Annotated in this window: 15 protein-coding genes and 1 pseudogene; 5 read left to right on the forward strand and 11 right to left on the reverse strand. The window is 48.5% G+C overall.

All coding sequences use genetic code 11. The annotated features are described in order from the left end of the window. The coding region (locus L4C36_RS20010) for an ATP-dependent zinc protease family protein (protein WP_428479565.1) at positions 1 to 1,383 on the forward strand (1,383 nt) is incomplete at its 5' end. A gap of 96 nt (positions 1,384 to 1,479) precedes the next feature. Here the strand turns inward: L4C36_RS20010 and L4C36_RS20015 are convergent. From L4C36_RS20015 to L4C36_RS20055, 9 genes are all read right to left on the reverse strand, one after another. Next, positions 1,480 to 3,585: a prolyl oligopeptidase family serine peptidase gene (locus L4C36_RS20015; protein WP_428479566.1), complete on the reverse strand. Its 2,106-nt coding sequence runs from the start codon at positions 3,583 to 3,585 to the stop codon at positions 1,480 to 1,482. A gap of 260 nt (positions 3,586 to 3,845) precedes the next feature. Further along, positions 3,846 to 4,469 carry a hypothetical protein gene (locus L4C36_RS20020; protein WP_428479567.1) on the reverse strand — a complete coding sequence of 208 codons (624 nt, stop codon included), beginning with the start codon at positions 4,467 to 4,469 and terminating at the stop codon, positions 3,846 to 3,848. 13 nt (positions 4,470 to 4,482) lie between these two features. Then, positions 4,483 to 5,823 carry a transglycosylase SLT domain-containing protein gene (locus tag L4C36_RS20025; protein WP_428479568.1) on the reverse strand — a complete coding sequence of 447 codons (1,341 nt, stop codon included), beginning with the start codon at positions 5,821 to 5,823 and terminating at the stop codon, positions 4,483 to 4,485. 26 nt (positions 5,824 to 5,849) lie between these two features. Continuing rightward, complete coding sequence (locus L4C36_RS20030) at positions 5,850 to 6,668, reverse strand: hypothetical protein (RefSeq protein WP_428479569.1); 819 nt, start codon at positions 6,666 to 6,668, stop codon at positions 5,850 to 5,852. Next, entirely contained in the window at positions 6,622 to 7,923 is a 1,302-nt protein-coding gene (locus L4C36_RS20035) for a hypothetical protein (protein ID WP_428479570.1), read from the reverse strand. Before L4C36_RS20035 ends, L4C36_RS20030 begins: the two co-directional genes overlap by 47 nt. A gap of 19 nt (positions 7,924 to 7,942) precedes the next feature. Beyond that, positions 7,943 to 9,346 (reverse strand): hypothetical protein, encoded by a 1,404-nt coding sequence (locus tag L4C36_RS20040; RefSeq protein ID WP_428479571.1) that lies wholly within the window; start codon positions 9,344 to 9,346, stop codon positions 7,943 to 7,945. Then, a complete protein-coding gene (locus tag L4C36_RS20045) occupies positions 9,328 to 10,506 on the reverse strand; it encodes a hypothetical protein (protein WP_428479572.1) in 1,179 nt (392 codons plus the stop codon). Before L4C36_RS20045 ends, L4C36_RS20040 begins: the two co-directional genes overlap by 19 nt. Further along, a complete protein-coding gene (locus L4C36_RS20050) occupies positions 10,506 to 11,222 on the reverse strand; it encodes a hypothetical protein (RefSeq protein WP_428479573.1) in 717 nt (238 codons plus the stop codon). Before L4C36_RS20050 ends, L4C36_RS20045 begins: the two co-directional genes overlap by 1 nt. A 12-nt stretch (positions 11,223 to 11,234) precedes the next feature. Next, positions 11,235 to 12,092, reverse strand: coding sequence for a hypothetical protein (locus tag L4C36_RS20055; protein WP_428479574.1), 858 nt, complete (start codon positions 12,090 to 12,092; stop codon positions 11,235 to 11,237). A gap of 796 nt (positions 12,093 to 12,888) precedes the next feature. Here L4C36_RS20055 and L4C36_RS20060 point away from each other — a divergent pair. The 4 genes and pseudogenes from L4C36_RS20060 to L4C36_RS20075 all read left to right on the forward strand — a co-directional run bounded on the left by L4C36_RS20060 (position 12,889) and on the right by L4C36_RS20075 (position 17,487). Beyond that, positions 12,889 to 13,197, forward strand: coding sequence for a c-type cytochrome (locus L4C36_RS20060; RefSeq protein WP_428479582.1), 309 nt, complete (start codon positions 12,889 to 12,891; stop codon positions 13,195 to 13,197). Positions 13,198 to 13,209: 12 nt separating this feature from the next. Then, positions 13,210 to 14,613 carry a cytochrome-c oxidase, cbb3-type subunit I gene (gene ccoN / locus L4C36_RS20065; protein ID WP_428479575.1) on the forward strand — a complete coding sequence of 468 codons (1,404 nt, stop codon included), beginning with the start codon at positions 13,210 to 13,212 and terminating at the stop codon, positions 14,611 to 14,613. Position 14,614: 1 nt separating this feature from the next. After that, positions 14,615 to 15,208, forward strand: a pseudogene (locus tag L4C36_RS20070) (cbb3-type cytochrome c oxidase subunit II); the annotation flags it as partial. Positions 15,209 to 15,330: 122 nt separating this feature from the next. Beyond that, on the forward strand, positions 15,331 to 17,487 hold the full coding sequence (locus L4C36_RS20075; RefSeq protein ID WP_428479576.1) for a c-type cytochrome: 2,157 nt from the start codon (positions 15,331 to 15,333) through the stop codon (positions 17,485 to 17,487). Positions 17,488 to 17,681: 194 nt separating this feature from the next. Here the strand turns inward: L4C36_RS20075 and L4C36_RS20080 are convergent, their stop codons facing one another. Both L4C36_RS20080 and L4C36_RS20085 read right to left on the reverse strand, forming a co-directional pair. Next, positions 17,682 to 19,454, reverse strand: coding sequence for an alkaline phosphatase D family protein (locus L4C36_RS20080; protein ID WP_428479577.1), 1,773 nt, complete (start codon positions 19,452 to 19,454; stop codon positions 17,682 to 17,684). Positions 19,455 to 20,102: 648 nt separating this feature from the next. Further along, complete coding sequence (locus tag L4C36_RS20085) at positions 20,103 to 22,016, reverse strand: methyl-accepting chemotaxis protein (RefSeq protein ID WP_428479578.1); 1,914 nt, start codon at positions 22,014 to 22,016, stop codon at positions 20,103 to 20,105. Positions 22,017 to 22,184 lie beyond the last annotated feature (168 nt).

Genomic DNA, 22,184 nt, shown 5'->3' on the forward strand with positions numbered 1-22,184 from the left:
CTCAACCTCACCATTGGTGATCGAACGGCCACCACCGAAGTCAACTTGGCCAACCGTGACGGTTTTTCGTATCCCTTATTGGTCGGCAAAACCTTTTTAAAAGGCAATGCTTGGGTGGATGCGGGTTTCGATTATTTACGCGAACAACCCAATGCCACGCTGATTGGCCGCAAAGAACAAGCCAAAATAGGCAGCATCCCGCTGGCGGTGAGCATGTCGTTTGATAATAAATACAGCATTTTGCATGCAAAGAAGATCAAAATTGACCATGAAAAGCGTACTGTTTCGTTTTCACTAGAAGGCGAAAATAACAAGCGAAAAACACTCACCCTGCCGCTGTATAAAATGCTTCGCTTTACCAATAGCAAGCGCCCTATGGTGTACGTGAATGTGCGGTTTGGTGACGACTCGTACCCTATTTTGGTCTACCTGCGTGATCGCTCTAAACACAGCAGTCAACTCCGGCTTGGCACAGAAGCCTTAAACCAGTTCTTCGTTGTTAACTTAGGCAATACCGATTTAAGCAAACAGCCTCGTCAGCAGCTCAGCCAATTGGCGGATGATGACCAAGCATTGATGATCAGTGCCCTTGAATCACTGGTGGTTGATGATGTCACCATTAACGCCACCCCATCGGCCACCATCAAAACGCCTCTCCTAAAAGTCGAACGGATTGACGAGAAACAAGCGGACTACACCCGCATGGTGCATTACGTGATGACCGATGTGACGGGCAAGATCCACAGTATCGACAAACCGGTTAAGCGCAAAATCCGCATTGGTGAACAAGTCCGCCCCATCGTGAGTATGGACATCACCCTGCCGACAGACACCCTCACCAAAGACATTGCGCTGGGCAAATTAGAGAAAAAACAACACGGCGAAACCGAACTGATGATCAGCCCCGAACTGGTGCCGGGCGATCTCTATGTGAATACCCGCTCGACGCACTTACTGGAAAAACACAAACCCGCCCACGCCGGTTACATTGAAACCGTGCACGTGGAAGGCATGCGCTTCCCCGCCAAACTCGATACCGGTGCCGACATCAGTTCGATGGATGCCACCGACATCAAAAACTTTCGTAAAAACGGCAAGTCCATGGTCACGTTCACCTACCGTAACCATCAAGGCGCCAAAAGAACGCTCACGCGGGAAGTGGTGCGGATCATGAAAATCAAAGCGCGGGACGGCGAACACGGCAGTTCACGGCCAGTGGTGAACATGACCGTCACGCTGGGCGACATGACGCATACAGTGGCCGTCAATCTGCGTGATCGCAGCCGGTTTACATACAGCATGATTTTAGGAAAGAATTTCCTGCGCCATAACATGGTGGTCAGCAGTGATCGCCAATTTCTGCTGACCAAGAAACCCAAATAACAAAAACCAAAATAACAAAAAACAAAATAAAAAGGAGCGCATGATGCGCTCCTTGTGCTTGGGATAAAGAGATAACAGAAAATAGCGAGATCGGACTTAGAACAGACGATCAATCAAATAGCTGTAGGTTTTTGCATACAACTCAGCACGGCTGTTATTGTTTGACGCCCCTGCATGCCCCCCTTCAAGGTTTTCGTAATACAACACATCGTGACCTTGTGCCTGCATCAGAGCGACCATTTTGCGCGCATGCGCAGGATGAACACGATCATCTCGGGTTGAGGTCGTAAAGAAGATTTTAGGGTAACTCTCCTCCGCCCTTACGTTGTGGTACGGCGAATAGGTTTTGATGTACGCCCAATCGTTTTCATCATCCGGGTTGCCGTATTCGGCCATCCAACTGGCCCCCGCCAGCAACTTGTTAAAGCGCTTCATGTCGAGTAGCGGCACCTGACACACCACCGCGTTGTACAGATCCGGTCGACGGGTGACGGCCGCGCCCACAAGCAGACCACCGTTACTGCCCCCTTGAATACCAAGGTGCTTTGATGAGGTCACCTTACGGGCGATCAGATCTTCCGCGATGGCTTCAAAATCTTCATAGGCTTTATGGCGGTTATGCTTCAATGCCGCTTGGTGCCACTCAGGGCCGTATTCGCCGCCACCACGGATGTTCGACAACACGAACACCCCACCACGCTCTAACCAGTTTTTCCCGATCAAGCTGCTGTGAAACGGTTCCATGCTGGCCTGAAAGCCCCCGTAACCATACAAAATGGTTGGGTTACTGCCATCGAGCTTGATGCCTTTTTTACTGATCAAAAAATACGGCACGCGCGTACCGTCTTTAGACGTAACAAAGTGCTGATTCACTTCCATATCAGAAGCATCAAACCGCACTGGACTGGTCTTCAGTGACGTGATCTTGCCATCGGCTGCTGTCACTTGGTAGAACGACGGTGGCGTCAGGAAGCTTGAATACTCCACAAAGAAATCATCGTTCGCTTGCGAGGCGTTAAACACCTGAATGTTGCCATTTTTCTCCAGTGGAATATCACGTGATACCCACTTGTTCTTCACTGACTGCCCGTCCTTGGCTAACTGATACACCGTCACTCGGTTGGTCACATCTTCCAGCCAATTCACCACAATGTGATTCGCGGTAAACTCAAGCGCATTCACCGTGGCATTGGCGGCGGGTTTCACAAACAATTGATAGTCAGGCGTCTTGGTCAACAAAGAGGCAACCGATGCATAAACAATACTGCCCGTTGGCAACGTCTGATCCTGGAACGTGAGATCGTCCCGCAACATAAAGAATACGTTGCCACGGAATATGCCGGCAATCACCACACTGTCTGGCAACGTTAATGGCTTTGGCGTCTCATTATCGAAAAGAAAATGATCAAACGTGAAGAAGGTTTTTCCTTCACTGATGATATTCAAGGTATTGTCGCCATCATGGTAAGTTTGCGAGTGGGTCAGGAAGGAATCCGGTTCCCCCTCAAACACGACACTGGCTTCTTTTAATGGCGTACCGCGCTTCCAGAGTTTAATCACACGCGGGTAGCCAGAGCTCGTCAAACTGCCCTCACCAAAATCCGTTCCCACCAGTAAGTGATCGCCGTCTACCCATGACACGCCCGTCTTGGCCTCTGGCAACACAAAGCCGTCTTTTACAAACTGCTTGGTGCCCATATCAAACTCACGCAGCTCTATCGCATCGGCACCGCCGCGTGACAAGGCAATCATGCATCGCTTGAAGCCCGGCTCTAAACACGTGGTGCCTTTGAACACCCAATCTTCGTTATCGGCTTTGGCGAGGGCATCGAAATCAATCACGGTTTCCCATTTCGGACTCGCTTTGCGATACTCGGCTTCCGTGGTACGGCGATAAATGCCCTTTACGTGGGTACTGTCTTGCCAAAAGTTATAATAATACTGGCCACGGCGGGTCGGATGCGCGAGGCGATCTTCCGCGTTCATGATGGCTAAACTGTCTTGGTAAAGCTGGTCAAACGTTGAGACTTTTTTCAGGTAGGCGCTGGAGGTGGCATTTTGCGCTTTGACCCAATCAATGGCTTTTTCACCATGCACCTCTTCCAGCCAAAGAAACGGATCAACAGATTCTTCTGCCTGTAAGGCACCTGATGACGCGGCCAGTAACACAGCGGAGATTGCAGCAGTCGAATTATTTATCATTCCCTTTATCCTCTATCCCATTTCACTACGATCTTATTTTCACTTTCATCCTATTACACTGTTACTGTTTTGTGAATGATTGGTAAAGCAAACACTTACTGAAAACAAGGCAGCATGCATTCAACGCTTTTTCCATATCGCAACCATACCGCTTAAGGATATCGGCACCCACGATACCGCTAAAAACGAAACGCCCACCGAATCACTTCGGTGGGCGTTTTTTCTTTCATACCCTAATTCTGCGCAGAGGCAGACCGCAATTATGCTTTCGCTGRTACTTCAGGTTTTACCGGCGCAGGAATGTCCGCAGACAAAGTGTTCACTTGCTTTTCCAGTTCTTTGGCCGTTTTCTGGCTCATGAACTCTTTGTACAAGGCAGCCTTGTCGCTTGGATCAATCGCACCGCTCGCATCGGCCAACACTTGGAAGGCTTTCTCACTTTCGATCTTTGGCATCGTTACCAGTGAACACACTTGATCAACACCGGCAATGTTTACCACAGCAATTTGCTCAACTTGGCTCTTCTGCAGCGTGACGCTCGCGATCTGCTTTGCGATTTGCTCAAACGACGTACCTGTTGATGTTTGGCCTGCCGCTGAGTCCATTTTTTGATACGTTTTTTCCAGCACGCTCGCTTTCAAATTCATGTTCTGTGCCAACGTATTACGCGTTAGCGACACCGCGTGGTTACGGTCTACTGAAAAGTTGCCGGTTGCTGCCACGCAGTTAGACGCTGCGTAGCCGTTTGCCGACGCCGGGCTCATTACCCATGCTGGCAATGGTGGCGCGGTGTTTGTCGTTGGCGCTACAGGTGCTGATTCTTGAGATGCACAGCCAGTCATTAGCACAGCAAGCATGGCTGCTGATAACAGTGATTTTTTCATTTGAGTGTCCTTATTAAATCATGGAGTACGTTTCATGCTGCTGATAGGTTTGCATGCGCTTATTCACTTTCTTCAGGTAATTGCGCGTTTCTTCGTACGGCAAATTAGCCAAAAGGTGGTAATAGACTTGCTCTGAGCTCATCGCATTGATTTTCTTGATCGCCGCGCGTACGCTGCGCTCGCCAAAAGCTTTCGCAATGTTGCCCGAACCGGTGTTATAAGCGGCAATAACCGCATACGTCGCGCTTTCTTCGTCTTTGATGCCACGCAAATAGCGGCTATCCAAAATCTTCAAATACGCCGTACCCGTTTCGATGTTGATTTTCGGGTTATACAACTCCGACGCTTTCATCGGCTTGTCTTTACCACGAAATAGCTTGTTCACATCATGCCCCGCTGTGGTCGGTACAATTTGCATCAAACCGTAGGCTGGCACGTGAGATTTCGCTTTCGGGTTAAAGTGAGATTCCGTGTGCATAATCGCCAATACCAACGGCGCTGGCAGTTCATGCTTCTCGCTTTCTGCATAAATGAACGGCAGGTAGTGCTTAGCACGATCAGACATGGCTGATTTCGGAATGCTGGATTTGTACTCCACCACTTGCGCCGAAGAACGCTGGAACTTCACCTGTGTCTGCGCAAAATTACTTTCCATTTGCTTCAGACGTTTGGCCTCATTTTCCTTCATGATCTGCTTTTGCTTAGCAATCAGCACATCTTTCTGGGCTTGCGTCAGCACCGGCTTTTCGTCTTGCTCAACATAGATATCAAGCTGACTCATCTGGCGGTCGGTTTGCGCTTTGATCTCTTGCTTCACCTTTGCCAGCTCGTTCTGATCCGGCGTCAACGCCTTCACTTCCACCTGCTGAGCAGTCACCTTTTTCGGCGTATCGATCCCCATGTCGTTCAACAGCTGGCTGTTTTTCGCGATCACTTGATCAATTTTTTCCAACTCAACCGCTGGCTGTACTGCCGATTTTGCCGCCGCGTGTTCGTCGGCTGGCGTGTCTGGCAACTTGTAGCTGATCGTGATTTCACCTTTTTCCAGATCAATCACGGTCCGTGAGGCTTGTTGCGGGTCATACACCACAATCACGCCTTGCGAGTCGGTGCTGGTGTCACCCCAGGTATTCAACGCGCTTTGCTTTTGCTTGTCCCATCTTTCGAGGTTCGCCATCTGCCATTGATTAAACTCTTCAATGTGTTGGGCATACCACTGTGTGAACTCGTCGGTGTGGTCCGCTGACATTTCCGTGACAGCTTGATCGAGTTCAGCAAAAGGATCGTTCGCCTGTACATTGCCCATCAACAACACGTTGATGGCAATGGCCAATACGCCGTGTCTACATTTCATTGTGTGGAATTTCCTTATTGCAAGCGTTAGAAATACGCGTCGAGGTCGCCAACAGAGGCTTCTTCCTGCGCGGCCAGTTCATCTTCCACTTGGACTGTAAATTGTTGGCATGCAGCACTCTGACATTGCTGGGCAATGGTCAAACTCGCGGCCAAGTCTTGCCCGTATTGCCATTGTGCAAGGCGCAAAATGATGTCATCCGTCTGGATCGCATTCACATCCACATATTGCTGGAAATATGCGGTCGCTTTCGCATTATCTTGCTGACTAAGCAGAAGAGTGACGAGGCCCGCGGCATCCATCGCGACCAACGGTTGCTTCATCAAATACGGCAATATCGGCTTAATGGCGCTGTACTGCTGGGTCGCATAATACGCCACAGCGTAGCTCAAGGCGGTCGAGTCTAAGTTTATCGCGGTACCGGTATCGGTTAATGTGGCGGAACAAGATGCTATGGTACTGCCCACATCGCGGTAACGGATATCCGACAAATCATAACGAAGGTTAGTCATCGGCCACGTTGAAAAGCGCTCGCTGATCAAACCTTTGGCAATCAACGCGTCTTCGTAGTCCGCACGTAACGGCAAGCCCAGCCCTTTGCGACACAAGGCTTTCATCTGATTGCCCGATAATGGGGATTGACGGCTGACCGTCACCGTAAAGTTGGACGATCCCCCCTTTACGTCATACGTCGTACCGGCAAATTCCCAGCGCATCGACGGTGACGCCGTGCTCGCTGACGCTTGATCGGCCATGGCTGGCAGGCTCATTAAGCCTGCCAGCCACCATGCTCTGTACTTACAGATCGCTAACATTGCTAACTTGGCCTGATGGGCCTTGTGCATTGTTACCACCTTCGGTCAAACCACCGGTTGTGCCCACTTTGTGTGCTGAACCGGTGTTTTTGCCTTCACGTACACGCTGCTTGTTTTCTGCGGCGGCTTGCTTCGCTGCCGATTCCAGTGATGGCGCATACACGGCCACCGCTAGCATCCAATCACCGTCGCTGCTCTTGAACGTTTTAACCGACACACCCGGTGGCACTTTGCCTGCGGCGAATGACTTGTAAGAGTCTGCTGACTTCATGTTGTTCATGAACGTGTGCTTATCTTCAGCCAGTGCCGTCGCATCTGCTGGGTTAATGCTGTCTGCTGGGTAGCTGAACTGCTCGTTCTTCTCTAGCTGGTTTTCAGTGAAACCGCCTTCCCAGTACACTTCTTCACCCTGCATCACAGCAATCAGGCCGTTACGGGCTTTTGCTTGCGCTTGCGATTTCGACATAGCCAACAGTTTGCGCTGCACGCTCTTGTTCTTGTTATCGCGGATGATAGACGAACCGAAGCCCAGTACGAAGGATTCACCCGTCTCAGGGTTAGTGATCACTTTCGCACCAACAGGGGGCATTACGCCAGCCTGTAGATCACCGATGATCTGTTTGAAGATGGCATTCGGCTCTGTCGTTTGCGTCAATGCACCCACTTTACGTTTGGTTTGCTCACGCGTTTTCGGCGTTGAAATCAAGCTAACACGCACCAACTTTTCAGCCGGATCATCGTATACGTCAAACGTCACGTAACCGGCCAATGCGCCTTTTACGGACTCGGCACAGTTGTCGCTCATCATGCTGGTCGTGTTTGCAACGCTGTCGGTCGCGGTATCAATCACGTCCATCGTTTCATTTACAGCGGTCGCACACAGATTCTGCATGCCTTCCATGTTTTCAACCAATTGCTTCTTAGCGATTTGGAACGCTTTCATGTAAGCCGCACGCTTTGATAGCAAGGTCGCGTTACGGTTTTCGTACGTCTCGTAGCTGCCAGAACCGGTAGACAGAATGCCAACGCCAGAACTCACGGCGATCATTTTCACGCCGTCGCCTTCATCTTCAATCAGGCTCTGGTGTGCGACTAATACCGCGGCTTTTGGATCGTCAGCAACAATCACATCACCCACTTCTTTTACGTCAGAAGTATCAACCGATTGTGTTTCTTCTGTCGCAGACGYTGCGGGTACCAAGTCGTTCAGATCGAAATCAACACTGGCATGAGCGGTATTGAACGTGGTCGCTAAAAGCAGCGACAGCAAAGTTTGTTTAAACATGGATATTCCTAAATTTCTTTTACAGCACACTGATCTGATATTCATTCATCACACTGAGCTTTGAACGGTATTTTGGCTGGTGAACACGTAGCGTCGGCTCGATATACTGAGCCAGATCACTGGCGTTACTGAGTGAACGCAGCTGCACCACCACTTTGTTCGATTTTTTCGCTATTTTGATGTCTGACACACCGTTAATCGCGCTTAACAAGGTAAACAATTGCCCTTGTTGACCCGCCGCACTTGGCGAGAAAATTACTTCGCGTACAGGGCCACCGCGCATAGCCATATTTTCGGCAGCAGACTGAAGCTGTGCACGGATCGCTTGCTGATTATCCTCGAGGGCAAAATGCACTTCCGCTAATTGATCCAGCATGCCTGGCTTGTTCGGCAAGGTCATGAAGGTCGGATCATTACGCCACGTCGCGTATTGATTACCCACGCGATCACGCATCACCGCGGTGATTTCTAGCTGCAATCCCGATGGCGTCACTTTCGCTTTTTCCATCACATCCAAAATGATGCTCGACTGTGCCGAATGCGGGGAAAGATCAAACCCCATGTTGGCCAATGTCTCAGAAAATACGCTTTTCACGACCGGTAACCGCGCATTGATATGCACAGACGGTTGGCCCAAGCTCTTGAGGAGCTGTGCGACTTTGTCTTGCATCTTCTGACGCTCAACATTGACGTCCAGCGTCACGGCTAAACCACCACCAGCCAATGCTTGACTGGAAATTTCATTCCAGCTGGTGATCATGCCTTGGGATTGCATTGACAACGATTGGCGCGTGACTTCTTCAATATTGAAGTCATCGTTATTGGTGCTCGCCGACATACTTGAGTACATTTGCTGCAAGTAGCCCGACTTCACCATCACGCCAAGGGCTTGACTGATGGCGCGACGAAACGCATCTTGCTCGGCCGCTTGACGGGCCGTCAGTCCCGATTTTTTGTCGTATAGGCCTTCACCGGTTACCACAACAGACAGGGTCGGTTCATCGTCCCACGTGATACCGTCGTCATCGCCTGACATGGCATCGTCTGCCGGTGGCATCAGTCGTACCGTCACACAGGTATCATCACCCTGAATCTCTGGTCGGCCGAAATCCGCGCGAACGTTGCCTTGTGCAATGCCTGAAATCAGCACATCACGCGTGGCTTGATCAAATTGCTCATCAAGCAACATGGACTCATCGGTTGTGAACGAAAAGGAGGTTTCGCCCTGTAAAAAGAGCCGAAGGCTGTTTAATCCTTCGGCTTTGGCGGCTTCAATGGCCATGGCACCGCGTCCGTATGCACACCCTTGTTCGACAAGAGCCAGCGACGAAGGCTGGCTCATATCTAGCTCTAAAGCGGATGCAGACAGGCAAACGAACAAGGTACTCAGCGCAACGCCGTGAGTTAACCCTTTTCTACCCATGTGCTACGGTCCTTCATGAACTCTGCAGGTACGCCAACGCTAACCGCGAATAAACGACGGTTGCGGTCAGGACGGTAAATGCCTTCTTCGGCTTGCTCTTGTACTTGGTCAGCCAGGTTGCTGTCTTTCCAGCGTACAATTTTGCCTTGTGCACTCTGCATGCTCGGATTTACCGTTGCCACGCCGATTGGCTCAACAAACCCAGCGCTGTATTCAAACACCACCATGGTTTCATTTGGCAATACGCCGGCATTCTGGCCACGGTCAAGGGAGATACGATCGCCTTTAATACCGACAACTTGTGCCGTTGATGGCATTTCAGTCAGCAAACGCGACAGCATGATGTCAAAACCGCGAGACGACATTTCGTTAAGTACGGCGCCGACATCTTTACCACTGGTGTAGTTAAAGCCGCGGTAGTATTCACCGTTGGCAATCACGGTGGTGAAGCTGTTTTTCTCACGCACGTCGAAGTTCGACACGCGGATTTTACCCACATTCGGGTAGCTCAGCTTTTCACGGGTATACGGGTTGATCACACCCACAGTCATTTCCATTGATGTCTGGAACAACGATTGGGTCGAACCAAACAACATGTCACCGGTTTTCAATACGTCCACTTTCATGGCGTAATCGGTAGACAGCGGTGTGCTCTTGGCTTTTTTCGTCGCCACTTTCACCGCGCCTTCATCCGCCAGAATTTCTTCCATCATGGCGTTTACAGAGTCAGTGTCGCGAGTCAGAATGCGAAAACGGTTCACACCGGCAAACTGGTTTTCCAGTGTGTTTTCCAACGCTTTCGATTTGTACTGGTTGATGCTGGTGTGCATCGCGTTAAATACGCCTGCAGACTGCCCTTTTAGCGTGGCGCTCAAATCCGTATTCACATCACCGAAGTAGATGCGGATCGTTTTTTTCGCCAATGGACAGCGTGGATCTTCACGCTCTACATCATAAGTACAGAAATCAAGCCCTTGCGTATTGAAATACGCAGGCACTTCGATGTCTTCATTGTTAAATGCATCTGCTGATTTGCCGATAATCAGCGAAGAGTTACCTGCATTACTTTCTGCTGAGTAAGTCTGGCTACCTTTGCTGGTCTGACAACCAGCAAGGGCCAAACTCACTGCCACTACACCGGCAATGTGAGTCAGTTTCATTACGCTTTCACTTTCTCAGCTAGCACTTTGTCTAGGTTCTCTAGCTGCTCGATGGTGTTCTTATCCATAGAGATCAGATCGTTCGCATCGTAAGCAAGTACAGAACGTGCTTTTAGCTCGTTGTATGCTTCTACTACAGGTACCACTTCTTCCTTCTCGCCTTCTTTTTTCGTTTCATTTGACAATGATGCGAAAATAGAACCTAGGCCACCTTTCATGGTGTCTTGCGCAAGTGCTGTGCCGTTTTGGGTTGCGATGTAAGTGATCTTCGCAGCTTGAATCGCTAGATCAGCCGCCAATTGTACGTTCTTATCAAAAATCGCATCAGACGCATTCTTGTAAGCTTCTACTTGTGGACGAATTTTCTTTTTAGCCGGTTTGCCAGCATCAAACTCGTTCATCGCAACCAATAACTCTTCGTCAGATTTGTCTGCGTTAACCGCAAGGAAACCGGCTACGTCTGCATGCTTAGAAGCCAGTGTACGGTACTCACCAAATACAGAACACTGACGCTTTTGAATCGATACCATTGCTTGTGACGCAGTATCAACAGCAACAGAAACTGGTGTGTATTTCTCGCCAAGTTCAGCACAGGTTTTTGCTAGGTTTTGGCTTACTTCAGCGCGGTCTACAGTCGCTGATGTCATACCTTCCATTGCTGAACAGCCCGCTAGTGCAGAAACCACAAGAGCCGCCATTACTGTCTTCTTAAGCATTTTTTTGTCCTTTTAATCTAACAATGAGTAAATAGAGTGCGTTTTTACTGTTTTAATTATTTGCTGACGCGCCTCTTCAAGTGCGCTGTCAGAGCTTGTCAACGATTTGCCTATCGCTGACAGCTGCTTTTGTGCCACAACCACGCTGGGGTTGTTGGCCTCAAAAATCTGTAATAACACCGTTTGCTTTGCCACAAACTGGTTGGCTTGTTTGCCTTTCTTGGTCAGGGTTTTGATATAAACCGTGATATCCCCTTGCGCTGACGCAACACGGGAAGCCGTTAACGCCGCTTTCATCTCTGACGCAAAGCTGTCAGCCGCCCCGCGAAAAGCAATGCTTACACCACTTTCGTAACGAGCGACACGGCGAGTTAAACGGGATTGTTTATCTTGGAATAAGGCGATGTCATCCGCATCCAATGACGATAAAATGATTAAGGCTTGCTCACTCTTCAGCAGATCCGCTTGTATTTTTTCCAAGCGTTTAATATCACGCCACTGTTTACCAACCACGGTTAAATAATCTGAAATAATATCGTGGTATTCAGCAACATCTTGTTTGAGTGAAGCAATCCATTTTGTTTTATCGATCTGGAATTGATACAGGCAAGGTGACGCATCACAATTAACGCTGACCGTCTCCATGTATTGCACTTCAATAGGCAATGACGTAATAGTCGAACGCATTTCATAGTGTGACGAGACGTTGCCATCGACTTTTGATTGGCGTGTTTCCTCAGAAACATCCACTTTGCTGTAGATACGTAAGGCCAGTTGCTGCTTGGCATCCATTTCAGCTTGGTGCTGAGTGTCACCATAACCTTGAAGGGTAAGATACGGTTCGGCAACGACAACACCAGATATACCCATAAGGCATAAAGCAGTGAAAAACCGAGTAAATATTTTTTTATCCACTATAAACAACCGTACATCCCTGAAAACTATTCGCGAAATGTACCCAAGAAATTTTCATGCATCAATACACCAAAAACACAATGTGCGTCCAAAAAGCATGCATAAAAATGCACTCAAAGAAAATTAAAAACGTGATCTCGCTCCAAGTTACCAGTCAAAGTTAGTGACACTAAAGCCTGTTTTACTGGGCTTTCACCCTCACCGTCGTGATACCATCACACATCGTCAATATATTGACGCACCAAGGATATTCACAATCTCGAATAAATTGCTTTTTTATATTCATTTTGCGTATTTATGTTTTTGTGATCTAAACCAAAAAATATATTTTTAACGTTATTTAACCGTTCAAAATTCAATCTAAACACTGCCAATTATTTATATTTCCACTTTTTCAATCTTCCTTTCATTTCTCATACTCAGCCTTTTTTGATGCCGATTGAGTATATTGCACCACCGCCAATTGCATCGCAGTGATGCATTTTTCTTTTATGACGTTGAATTTTTTCTATTCGAAACCGCATTTATTGTGGCAAGCAATTCCCCCTTCCACCTTGTTGAGCCCATACCCAGCGACTATATTTTTGATCTAACGTGCCTCGTAAGCACTATAAGAAGATGCGCTAATGCATGTTTCGTTGTCGTGAGGGCTGGGCATGATTCACCCGCTTAGTCCACCGTGACCACACTCAAAAGGAGTGATGTCGTGAGTAAACTTACCGCCAAAATGCGGCTCGTGAAGGTATGGGCTATGTTGCCATTGGCTCTGGTCGTCATCAGTTTTTCCGTGCTTGCTGATGAACAGTTCGATGTCGGTAAAGAAAAAGCCAAAGTTTGCATGACCTGCCACGGCGAAAATGGCATATCCAGCATTGAGTCCTACCCCAATCTACGGGGACAAAAAATGACCTACATGATATCCGCCTTGAGAAGTTATCAATCCCGTGAACGCTCCGGTGGCCTTGCGGTATTAATGCACCAACAAGCTGATGCACTATCAGAAAAAGATATCAGCGATATTTCCTATTATTACTCAAACCTGAGTACCGAGTCTGAATAAAGGAGCGTCCCAATGTCCGATGCCCCCTACAGCATCAAGGTGGTGAAGTATTTTGTCGTAGCCTCCCTCATTTGGGCGTTTGTGGGGATGACGATTGGGGTCGTTCTGGCCGCACAGCTCTACTGGCCCGTACTGAACTTCGATTCGGAGTATTTCCAATTTGGCCGACTGCGCCCGTTACACACCTCTGGTGTGATCTTCGGCTTTGTGGTCAATATTTTGATGGGGACCTCGCTCTACATCGCGCAACGCAGTTGCCAATGTCCCCTGTATAACCGCAGTTTAGCGTGGATGGTCTTTTGGGGCTGGCAGCTTATCTTACTGTTAGCCGTCATCTCGCTGCCCTTGGGATACACCACGTCAAAAGAGTACGCGGAACTTGAATGGCCCATCGATATTTTAATCGTGGTGGTATGGGTACTTTACGCCGTCCTTTTCTTTGGTACGTTAGCGCAACGCACCGTCAAACACATCTTCGTTGCCAATTGGTTTTACGCGGCGTTTATCATTGTGATTGCGATGATTTTTGTGGTGAACAACCTCGAATTACCCGCGTATTTCATGAAGTCCTATTCCGTTTATGCCGGTGCACAAGACGCCATCGTGCAATGGTGGTGGGGACATAACGCCGTCGGTTTCTTGCTCACCGCCGGGGTGATCGGAATGAATTACTATTTCATCCCGAAAGCGGCAGAACGGCCGATTTACTCCTACCGTTTGTCCATCATCCACTTCTGGGGCTTAGTCGGTTTTTACACGTGGGCAGGAACCCACCATTTGATTTACTCCTCGGTGCCGGTGTGGGTCCAAAACATCGGTATTGTCATGTCGCTGATCCTCTGGCTGCCCTCTTGGGCGGGCGCGTTCAACAGCGCGATGACGCTGCTGCAAAACAAAGCCAAGTTGAAAAATGATTACATCCTGCTGTTCTTCTTTTCCGCCATCATTTACTACTGCTTGGCGACCTTTGAAGGCCCGCTACTTGCTATTCGCTGGTTTAACATGATCGCCCACAACACGGAATGGATCATTGGTCACGTGCACTCCGGCGCCTTGGGTTGGGTGGGGATGTCAGGCATTGCGGTATTTTATTACTTCATTCCCCGACTCTGGAATAAAGAGCAGCTATGGTCTCAACGGCTCATCAAATGGCATTTCTGGCTCGCTCACGCCGGTATTCTGCTGTATGCCGTTGCCCTTTGGGTCGCAGGGGTTGGTGAAGGGTACATGTGGCTTGCGCAAAGTGAAAACGGGCAATTAGTGTATAGCTTTGTTGAAGCCATGAACTTCAAAGCCCCTTGGCTATTTTTACGCTTTTTAGGTGGCGTACTGTTTGTTCTCGGTTTGGTGCTGATGGCATTCAATCTGTACAAAACATTGCGTTCCCCGGTGATCCTCGAGGCAAAGGAGGCTTGATATGAGTGCTGATTTTACCAAATCTGTGGTGATTCTGATCCTTGTCATCTTTGTGGTCGCCTCTTTCTCGCTGCTGGCATGGGTGGTACCCAACATCCTGTATGACGGCGATTTGAAAGCAAAAAGCCGCGCCAAGCCATTAACGCCGATTGAACTGGCGGGGCGAGACATCTACATCAGTGAAGGCTGCCATGTGTGCCATACCCAAATGGTTCGCCCGCTTGATCCTGAAGTGAAGCGCAACGGCCGCCCGAATGAAGAAGCGGATGACATCTATGAGTTTCCGAATTTGTGGGGGTCGAAACGTACTGGGCCGGATTTGACCAACATTGGACGCAAATATTCCGATCAGTGGCATGCCATTCATTTAATCAACCCGCGCCAAGTGGTGCCGACCTCGATCATGCCCGCCTACCCGTGGTTGTTTGAACAAGCTTTAACCGGTGACCGGATCACCGCCAAAATGCTCACCCTGCGTACCCTTGGCGTGCCCTATACCGACCAAGAGATCGACAACGCACGCTTGCAGGTCAGGGGGAAATCCAAAGGGGAGGCCTTAATACGTTACCTGCAAAGTCTGGGTGTTGACACGTCAGACACGGCCCTAACCACAACACACCTATCGCACACGGAGTCATCACGTGTTGCTCTACCGGTTTCGGCTCCAGCAGCAATTCCCGCTTCAAAACCTGCGGCACTACCACAGGAGGCTAACTAATGGCGACGTTCTGGAACCTTTGGGCCATCATTTGTACTGTGGTGTTTTTCGCCCTAATGGTTGGGGTGGTTGTGCAATACTGGCGCCGCAATCACGAAGCCAATCAAACAACTGTAATCGATACGTTTGATGGCATTGATGAAAACGATGCTCCACCACCGAAACTGTTGTTTGTGGCATACGCGGTGGCGTTCACGCTGTCTCTGGGTTACCTCATTCTTTATCCCGGATTAGGGAACTGGCCCGGCTTGATCACTTGGCAACAGAGCGATGATAAACTCAGTTCGCCGACCACCACCCTCAACGATCAATTTGAAAGCATTCAAGATACCTCCTTGTCGTCTTTGGCGACTCAACCAGAAATTGTCGCAACCGGCCGAATATTATTTCAAACCCACTGCGCAGCTTGTCACCGCGACAATGCACAAGGGGCAAAACGTTTTCCTAACTTGATCGATAACGTCTGGCTGTATGGTGGATCCGACGAGGCCATTATTCATTCCATTGAAAAAGGCCGTAACGGTGCGATGCCCGGCTGGGTCGATGTACTCAATCCCGATCAAATTGCCAAAATGTCTTATTACATTGTCTCGCTCAACGACCGGCACACCAATGTCCCACCGGTGAAAGTCGAATTAGGTAATGCACTCTTCATGCAATATTGTTCGGCATGCCACGGCAACGGCACCATTGCCAATCAATCACTGGGTATCCCCACCCTTGCGGATGACATTTGGCTGCATGGTGGCAGCATTGAAGATATCCAACACACCATTCGTAATGGGATCAACAATGTGATGCCTGCGTTTGGTGATCAGTTGAGTCACAATGAAATTTTGGCGATGGGGGCATTCATCACTAAAGCCCGGCTTGATGAAGACAAAAAACTGGCGCAGTTTGATACCGCCTCTCTCGAGCGCGGCGAATACCTTGCGCGTGCCGGTGACTGTATTGCCTGCCACAGCGCCGAAGGTGGCGAACCGTTCGCTGGGGGACTCCCTTTTGTGACTCCCTTTGGCACCCTGTATTCCACCAATATTACGCCACATGTCACCGAAGGGATCGGCAGCTACACGTTTGAGGATTTCAAAGCCGCCTTAGTGGACGGGAAAGGCCAGCACGGCTATTTGTACCCCGCGATGCCCTACACGTCGTATCAGTATGTAACCGAACAAGACATGCAGGATTTGTGGGATTACATGCAATCCATTACGGCGGTCTCGCGCCAGAACAATCACAATAAAATGATGTTCCCGAGTAATATTCGTTTAGGGTTATTAGGCTGGAATATCGTGTTTATGAACACCGCACCGTTAGATTTAACGCTGCCGTCAGCCCTAGATGACAAAGTAGACAACGTCGAGAAATGGCAACAAGGGAAATACCTGGTTGCGGGATTGGGTCACTGCTCTGAATGTCACACCCCCCGCAATATTGCCCAAGCGCTCGACGAGAAACGTCTCTTCCAAGGCAACATCATTGATGGGTGGAATGCACCAAGCATTACCGCCACTGAATTGTTTGTTGACGGCTGGGATATCACGTCACTGACGGATTTCTTGCATACCGGTCATTCAGATAAAGGCTCAGCGTTTGCTGGTATGGCAGATGTGATTGAAAACAGCCTGAGTTATATGACACGGGATGATATTGAAGCCATGTCTTATTACCTGCTGTCCGGTGACACCAACAATTTATTCTCGGAAGGCAGCCAACGCTTGCAACCGACCGGTTTTACGGACACCGCGTATCAAAGTGACATTTACACCACTTATAACCAAACCTGTGGCGCGTGTCATGGTGAAGATGGTAAAGGGCGCGACCCGATTGCCCCTACCCTACTTAATAACGGGATCATCATGCACCAAGACCCGTTCAATACCATTGCAGTTACTATTCGCGGCTTACAACCGACCTATTTAGACAAAGATCGGAACTTTATGCCGATGGCGAGTTTTGAGGATATTTTGTCTGATCAGAAATTGGCAGAATTGATCACCTTTGTCCGCAATTACTTAGGAGCCAGAGAGAAGCCCGTAACGACTGAGGATGTCAAAGCCGTGCGCGAACGGTTGGAAAAAGCGGGTTACACCGAGGGCCTGCATACCACACCGTACATGTATGAACAGCGCGACGGGACTATTAATATGGATTGAGTTGCGAGTTGCGAGTTGCGAGTTGCGAGTTGCGAGTTGCGAGTTGCGAGTTGCGAGTTGCGAGTTGCGAGTTGCGAGTTGCGAGTAAAGAATAGAGCTAAAAGAAAGGGAAAGGGAATAATAAAAAAACAGCCCATCTGGTAGGACAGACGGGCTGTTTTCTTGTATACCGTTGTTACAACAACGGCGAACGATTAGTCGTCAAGCAGATCATCCAAGTCAACATCACCAAAGATGTCTTCCCAATCTGGGCCGTCTTCTTCGTCAATATCTAGCTCAAGCGCATCTTCGGTGGATGCGTGCGTGATAGGCAATACGCTGTAATCTTTTGACAAAATCTTATCGACAAAGATCCATTCACAGTCGATCTCTTCTTGGGTGAAGGTCACGGCCATGAAGCCACGGTCAACAATGTTCGCCCACTTCAGATCTGTCACCAATTCAGGGAACAATTTCTGAATTTCGCGCATCAACTTAGGCGGCAATGGCAGGTAATGCTCGATACCTGGGGAGCCGACAGATGACGCGGCGAATTCGACACCACAGTTGTTGCCTTGCTTGTTCACCAACTCGCCGGCCCACGCATTGTGTGTATCACCGGCAAAGCTCACGAAAGACTTACCGTATTTATTCATTTGACCGTAAACCCAATCACGATCACGCGGGTAACCGTCCCACGCATCTAGATTGTACGGTGACTTCAGAATGCTTGGATGGCGCGCCGCATCCATGATGATGTTGCCATCAAACGGAGTACGGGTACGGTGCGCTTCTTTCGCGCCCATGAATGCCAACAACAGGTTGAACGGTACATCCATTTTGGTCATCAATACCTGCTGACCCAAGGCGGTCCAGCGGGTTGAATGGTTACGCAGTTCACTTGCGATCCACTGTTTTTGCTTCTCACCCAGCAGTTCATGACCGTCTGCGTACAAATCTTTCTGTAGCTGATCATAAGCGGCTTGTGGATCCGCTTTGCTATAGTTACCGTAATCTAACTGCTCAGTACGGCCCGTTACACGAGTATCCAGCATTAATAGGTGCACCAGATCGCCGTATACAAAACTACGGTAGATCTCGCCTTCTGCCACCATGTTGTCACGGATTGGCAACCATTCATGGAACGCCTGAATCGCCGCTTCACGACGTGCAACAAAATCACCTTCTTGTGGCTGATGGTTGAATGCGCCATCTTTCCACGTGTTATCCGCAATTTCATGGTCATCCCAAATATGGATGAACGGCATGCTTGCGTGCAGGGCTTGCAGATCGTCGTCAGAACGGTACTGGGCGTAACGTTTACGGTAGTCTGTCAGCGTAATACATTCGTGAGCGGGTGATGGAACACGGTCAAGTTCAATAGCATGATCACTGGCGTATTCACCCATGCCGTATTCGTAAATGTAGTCACCAATGTGAAGCAAGGCATCAAACTGCTTACGCTTGTGCTGGCGAACAATTTCGCGGTATACGTTAAAGTAACCGGCTGGGTGGTTAGCACACGTGGCAATAGCAAAGCTAACTTTTTCGACATGCTTAACAGGCAGTGTTTTCGTCACACCTGTCACAGACTGGATAAAGTCTACCGAGAAACGGTAATAATATTTCTTGTTAGGAAGCAGGTTAGCGGCATCGACTTTGACAATGAAGTCACTTGCCTGTCGTGCCAGCGCATCACCAGATTGATAATTTTTGCTGAAACGTTTGTCGGTCGCCATTTCCCAATGCACGATGACTTCATCGATTTTCAAAAACGCATCAGGCACAAAACGTGTCCATAGGATCACACGATCAGACAGTGGGTCACCACTGGCAACACCGTGGGTAAAGCCACCATAAACGCGTGGGGTAGCCATGGTTTCAGACTGTTCAATAGCAGAAGGCGTTTGAGTGTGAGCAAATGCACTCGTTACGATACCAGCACTAGAACCTACAGTGAGGCAGCGAATAAAATCACGTCTTTTCATTTTTAATTATTAGTGTGTGTCAATGATGGGCGGAGTATTGGTAAATATCGTAACTGAATCAATAACAAATACACATGCACTTACAAGATACCCTCTCTCACACAGCACTTTTGATTTCTGTTTATATTTAARCGGTTGCTTTAAACCAACCATGAATAAATATAAGCAAGATCTTCTATTTTACTCACATCACTATTCTCTGTTCGTTTCTTATTTATATAAGCGAAAAAGACAAGAGAGAAAGAAAACCACACCAACCATTTAAAATCAACAGCTTAACACAAATCGAGCTATTCACATTTACACATGCCATTTTCATTTTAACTGCTTCTAATCGCGTAGCAGCACAATAACCACAGCACAAAATACACAATATGAACAATTATTGCACTACACTCTCGGATCCATCGAATTGTCTTCATATGAAGATAGTTACAAACTATAAAGGCGTAAATAAATAAAACGATTTCATGCTTGTTTTATTCTAACTGATTTTGTGATCTTCATTCCATAATTTTTTCATTCAAAAACACACGTCCATTCATTGTTTTTTTACAAAAAGATGACAGCAATAAAAAAACGGAAATACTGATGTATTCCCGCTTTTTTCTTTTAGGGTGTGTCCCCCCGCGTCAGAGGGGGGTCACGTTACAACTTAAATTGCGCCGTGATCACTTGGAGTTCTCCCGCCAAACTCGACAACTCTTCACAAGCGCGAGTGGTTTGCTCAGCGCCTTCGGTCACTTCATTGGCCGCCTGCGTGATATGCCCCATGTTATTGCCTAACTCTTCCGATACCGCCGTTTGCTGTTCAGTGGCACTGGCAATTTGGGTGCTCATATCAAAAATCGTGGTCATCACACGGTTCATATCCCCGATGAGTTCACCGGTACGATTGACCGCATCCACCCCCTCACCCATTTTCTCTACACTGCTCGACATGGTCTTTTCTGCCGCCGTCGCTTGCTCTTGTAGTCGGGCAATGATCGACCCAATCTCTCCCGTCGATTGCTGTGTACGTGTTGCCAACGAACGCACTTCATCGGCCACCACCGCAAAACCACGACCTTGTTCACCAGCACGCGCTGCTTCAATCGCTGCGTTCAATGCCAATAAATTTGTTTGGTCTGCAATGCTGTTAATCACATCCACAATCGAGCCGATACGTTGGCTCTCTTCCACCAGTTTATGCACGGTATCTGTTGTCACATACATTTCTTCTTCAACGGAACGAATCGCGTTAACCGAAACATGAATGGCATCGCGCCCTTCTTTCGCGCTTTCTGCTGCACCATTCGTCTCGTGCGCTGAGTTCTCCGCATTTGACGCGATATCAGCAGAGGTAGCGCGCATTTCATCCATTGCAACCGTCAATGAATTCAGTTGATCCTGCTGACTACGCATACTCACCGACGATTGCACCGAGATAGCACTGACTTCTTCAGAGGCACTGCTCAACTGCGTGCTGGACTCCACTATCTGCTCGACAATCGCATGGATATTCATGCGCATATTATCGATTAAGCGAGACAGTTCACCCATTTCATTATTACCGTCATCAACAGGCTTCGGACTCAAATCTTTGTCACTGATCGCCTGTGCCGCTCGGATCGGCAGCTGTAACTGCGCATGCAGGTTATGCACAACTAACATAGACAATAACACCGCCAAAGCCGACGCGGATAACAAGGCACCAATGGTTAGATTATTGGTAGTACTATTGCTTGCAAGCAACTCATCCGCAAATTCAAAGCCAGCGGCGCCTAATTGATTTTGCAGTACATCTAACTCACGATTAAATGATTGGCCCAATTCCAATGACGTCGTGTGAGCCTGTCGGTACGCTGGCAGATCACGATCTAACATCATCAATGCTTCTTGATAACGTATTGCGGCCTTCAGCACACGGCCTGTGGCGGCATCCTGCCGATTTGTCTCCAGAATGCTGATGGCAGAATGAATACGTTTTATCGCATTGGCTAAGTAGCTCTCACGCATACCTGCCACGAAACCATTATAATTTAGACGAACAGAGGCGATTTGGTTCATGGCTTTCGTTGCTTGGCTAACCCATTCTTGTGAATAACTAGCACTGGTAATATGTAAGGAATAAGAGTCAAATTCTTTCCCTGACCCAGTAATACCGTGCTTCACGGCATCATCTAAAGTATAGAAATAATCAAACATCACCTCCGCCTGACGGGCGTAGTCCGTAACTAATCGCTTGATCGCTTTTTCTTCTGTCGTGGTAGGCACATAGCTTTCTGACATGCTCACCAACGCATTGAATTGATTTTTTGTACGGTCAATCAGCTCAATATTACGCGGGTTTGACCACGTTGTTGCCAACCCAACACGCGCTTGCCAAATGTTGAGACCAAATGTGGTTGCGGCTTGCAAATTCGTCACACGCTGATCCCGTTCTTGACGGTACGTTTGCTCTGTGTTGCTGTGGTTGGCATACAACCATAATGAAAGGCATAAAATCACCGCGCCCGTCATTAAACTGGGCAACAAGACCGACGTGCGAAAACCAAAATCTTTTAATCTGACAGCAAACATATCCTTTTTCACCTATAGAAATAGACATATTAATAAAGACGACTATCCAACGTCGCAAAAGATACAAGCGCTAAAATGCACCTGCATTAAGAGAATGAGAGATAATATAAATAGAACAGCGTTATTATTGTGACATCGACCGCAATTAACAAGCAAACATTGGTTGCA

It is taken from the genome of Photobacterium japonica (genome assembly GCF_050337005.1).
Lineage (GTDB): Bacteria > Pseudomonadota > Gammaproteobacteria > Enterobacterales > Vibrionaceae > Photobacterium > Photobacterium japonica.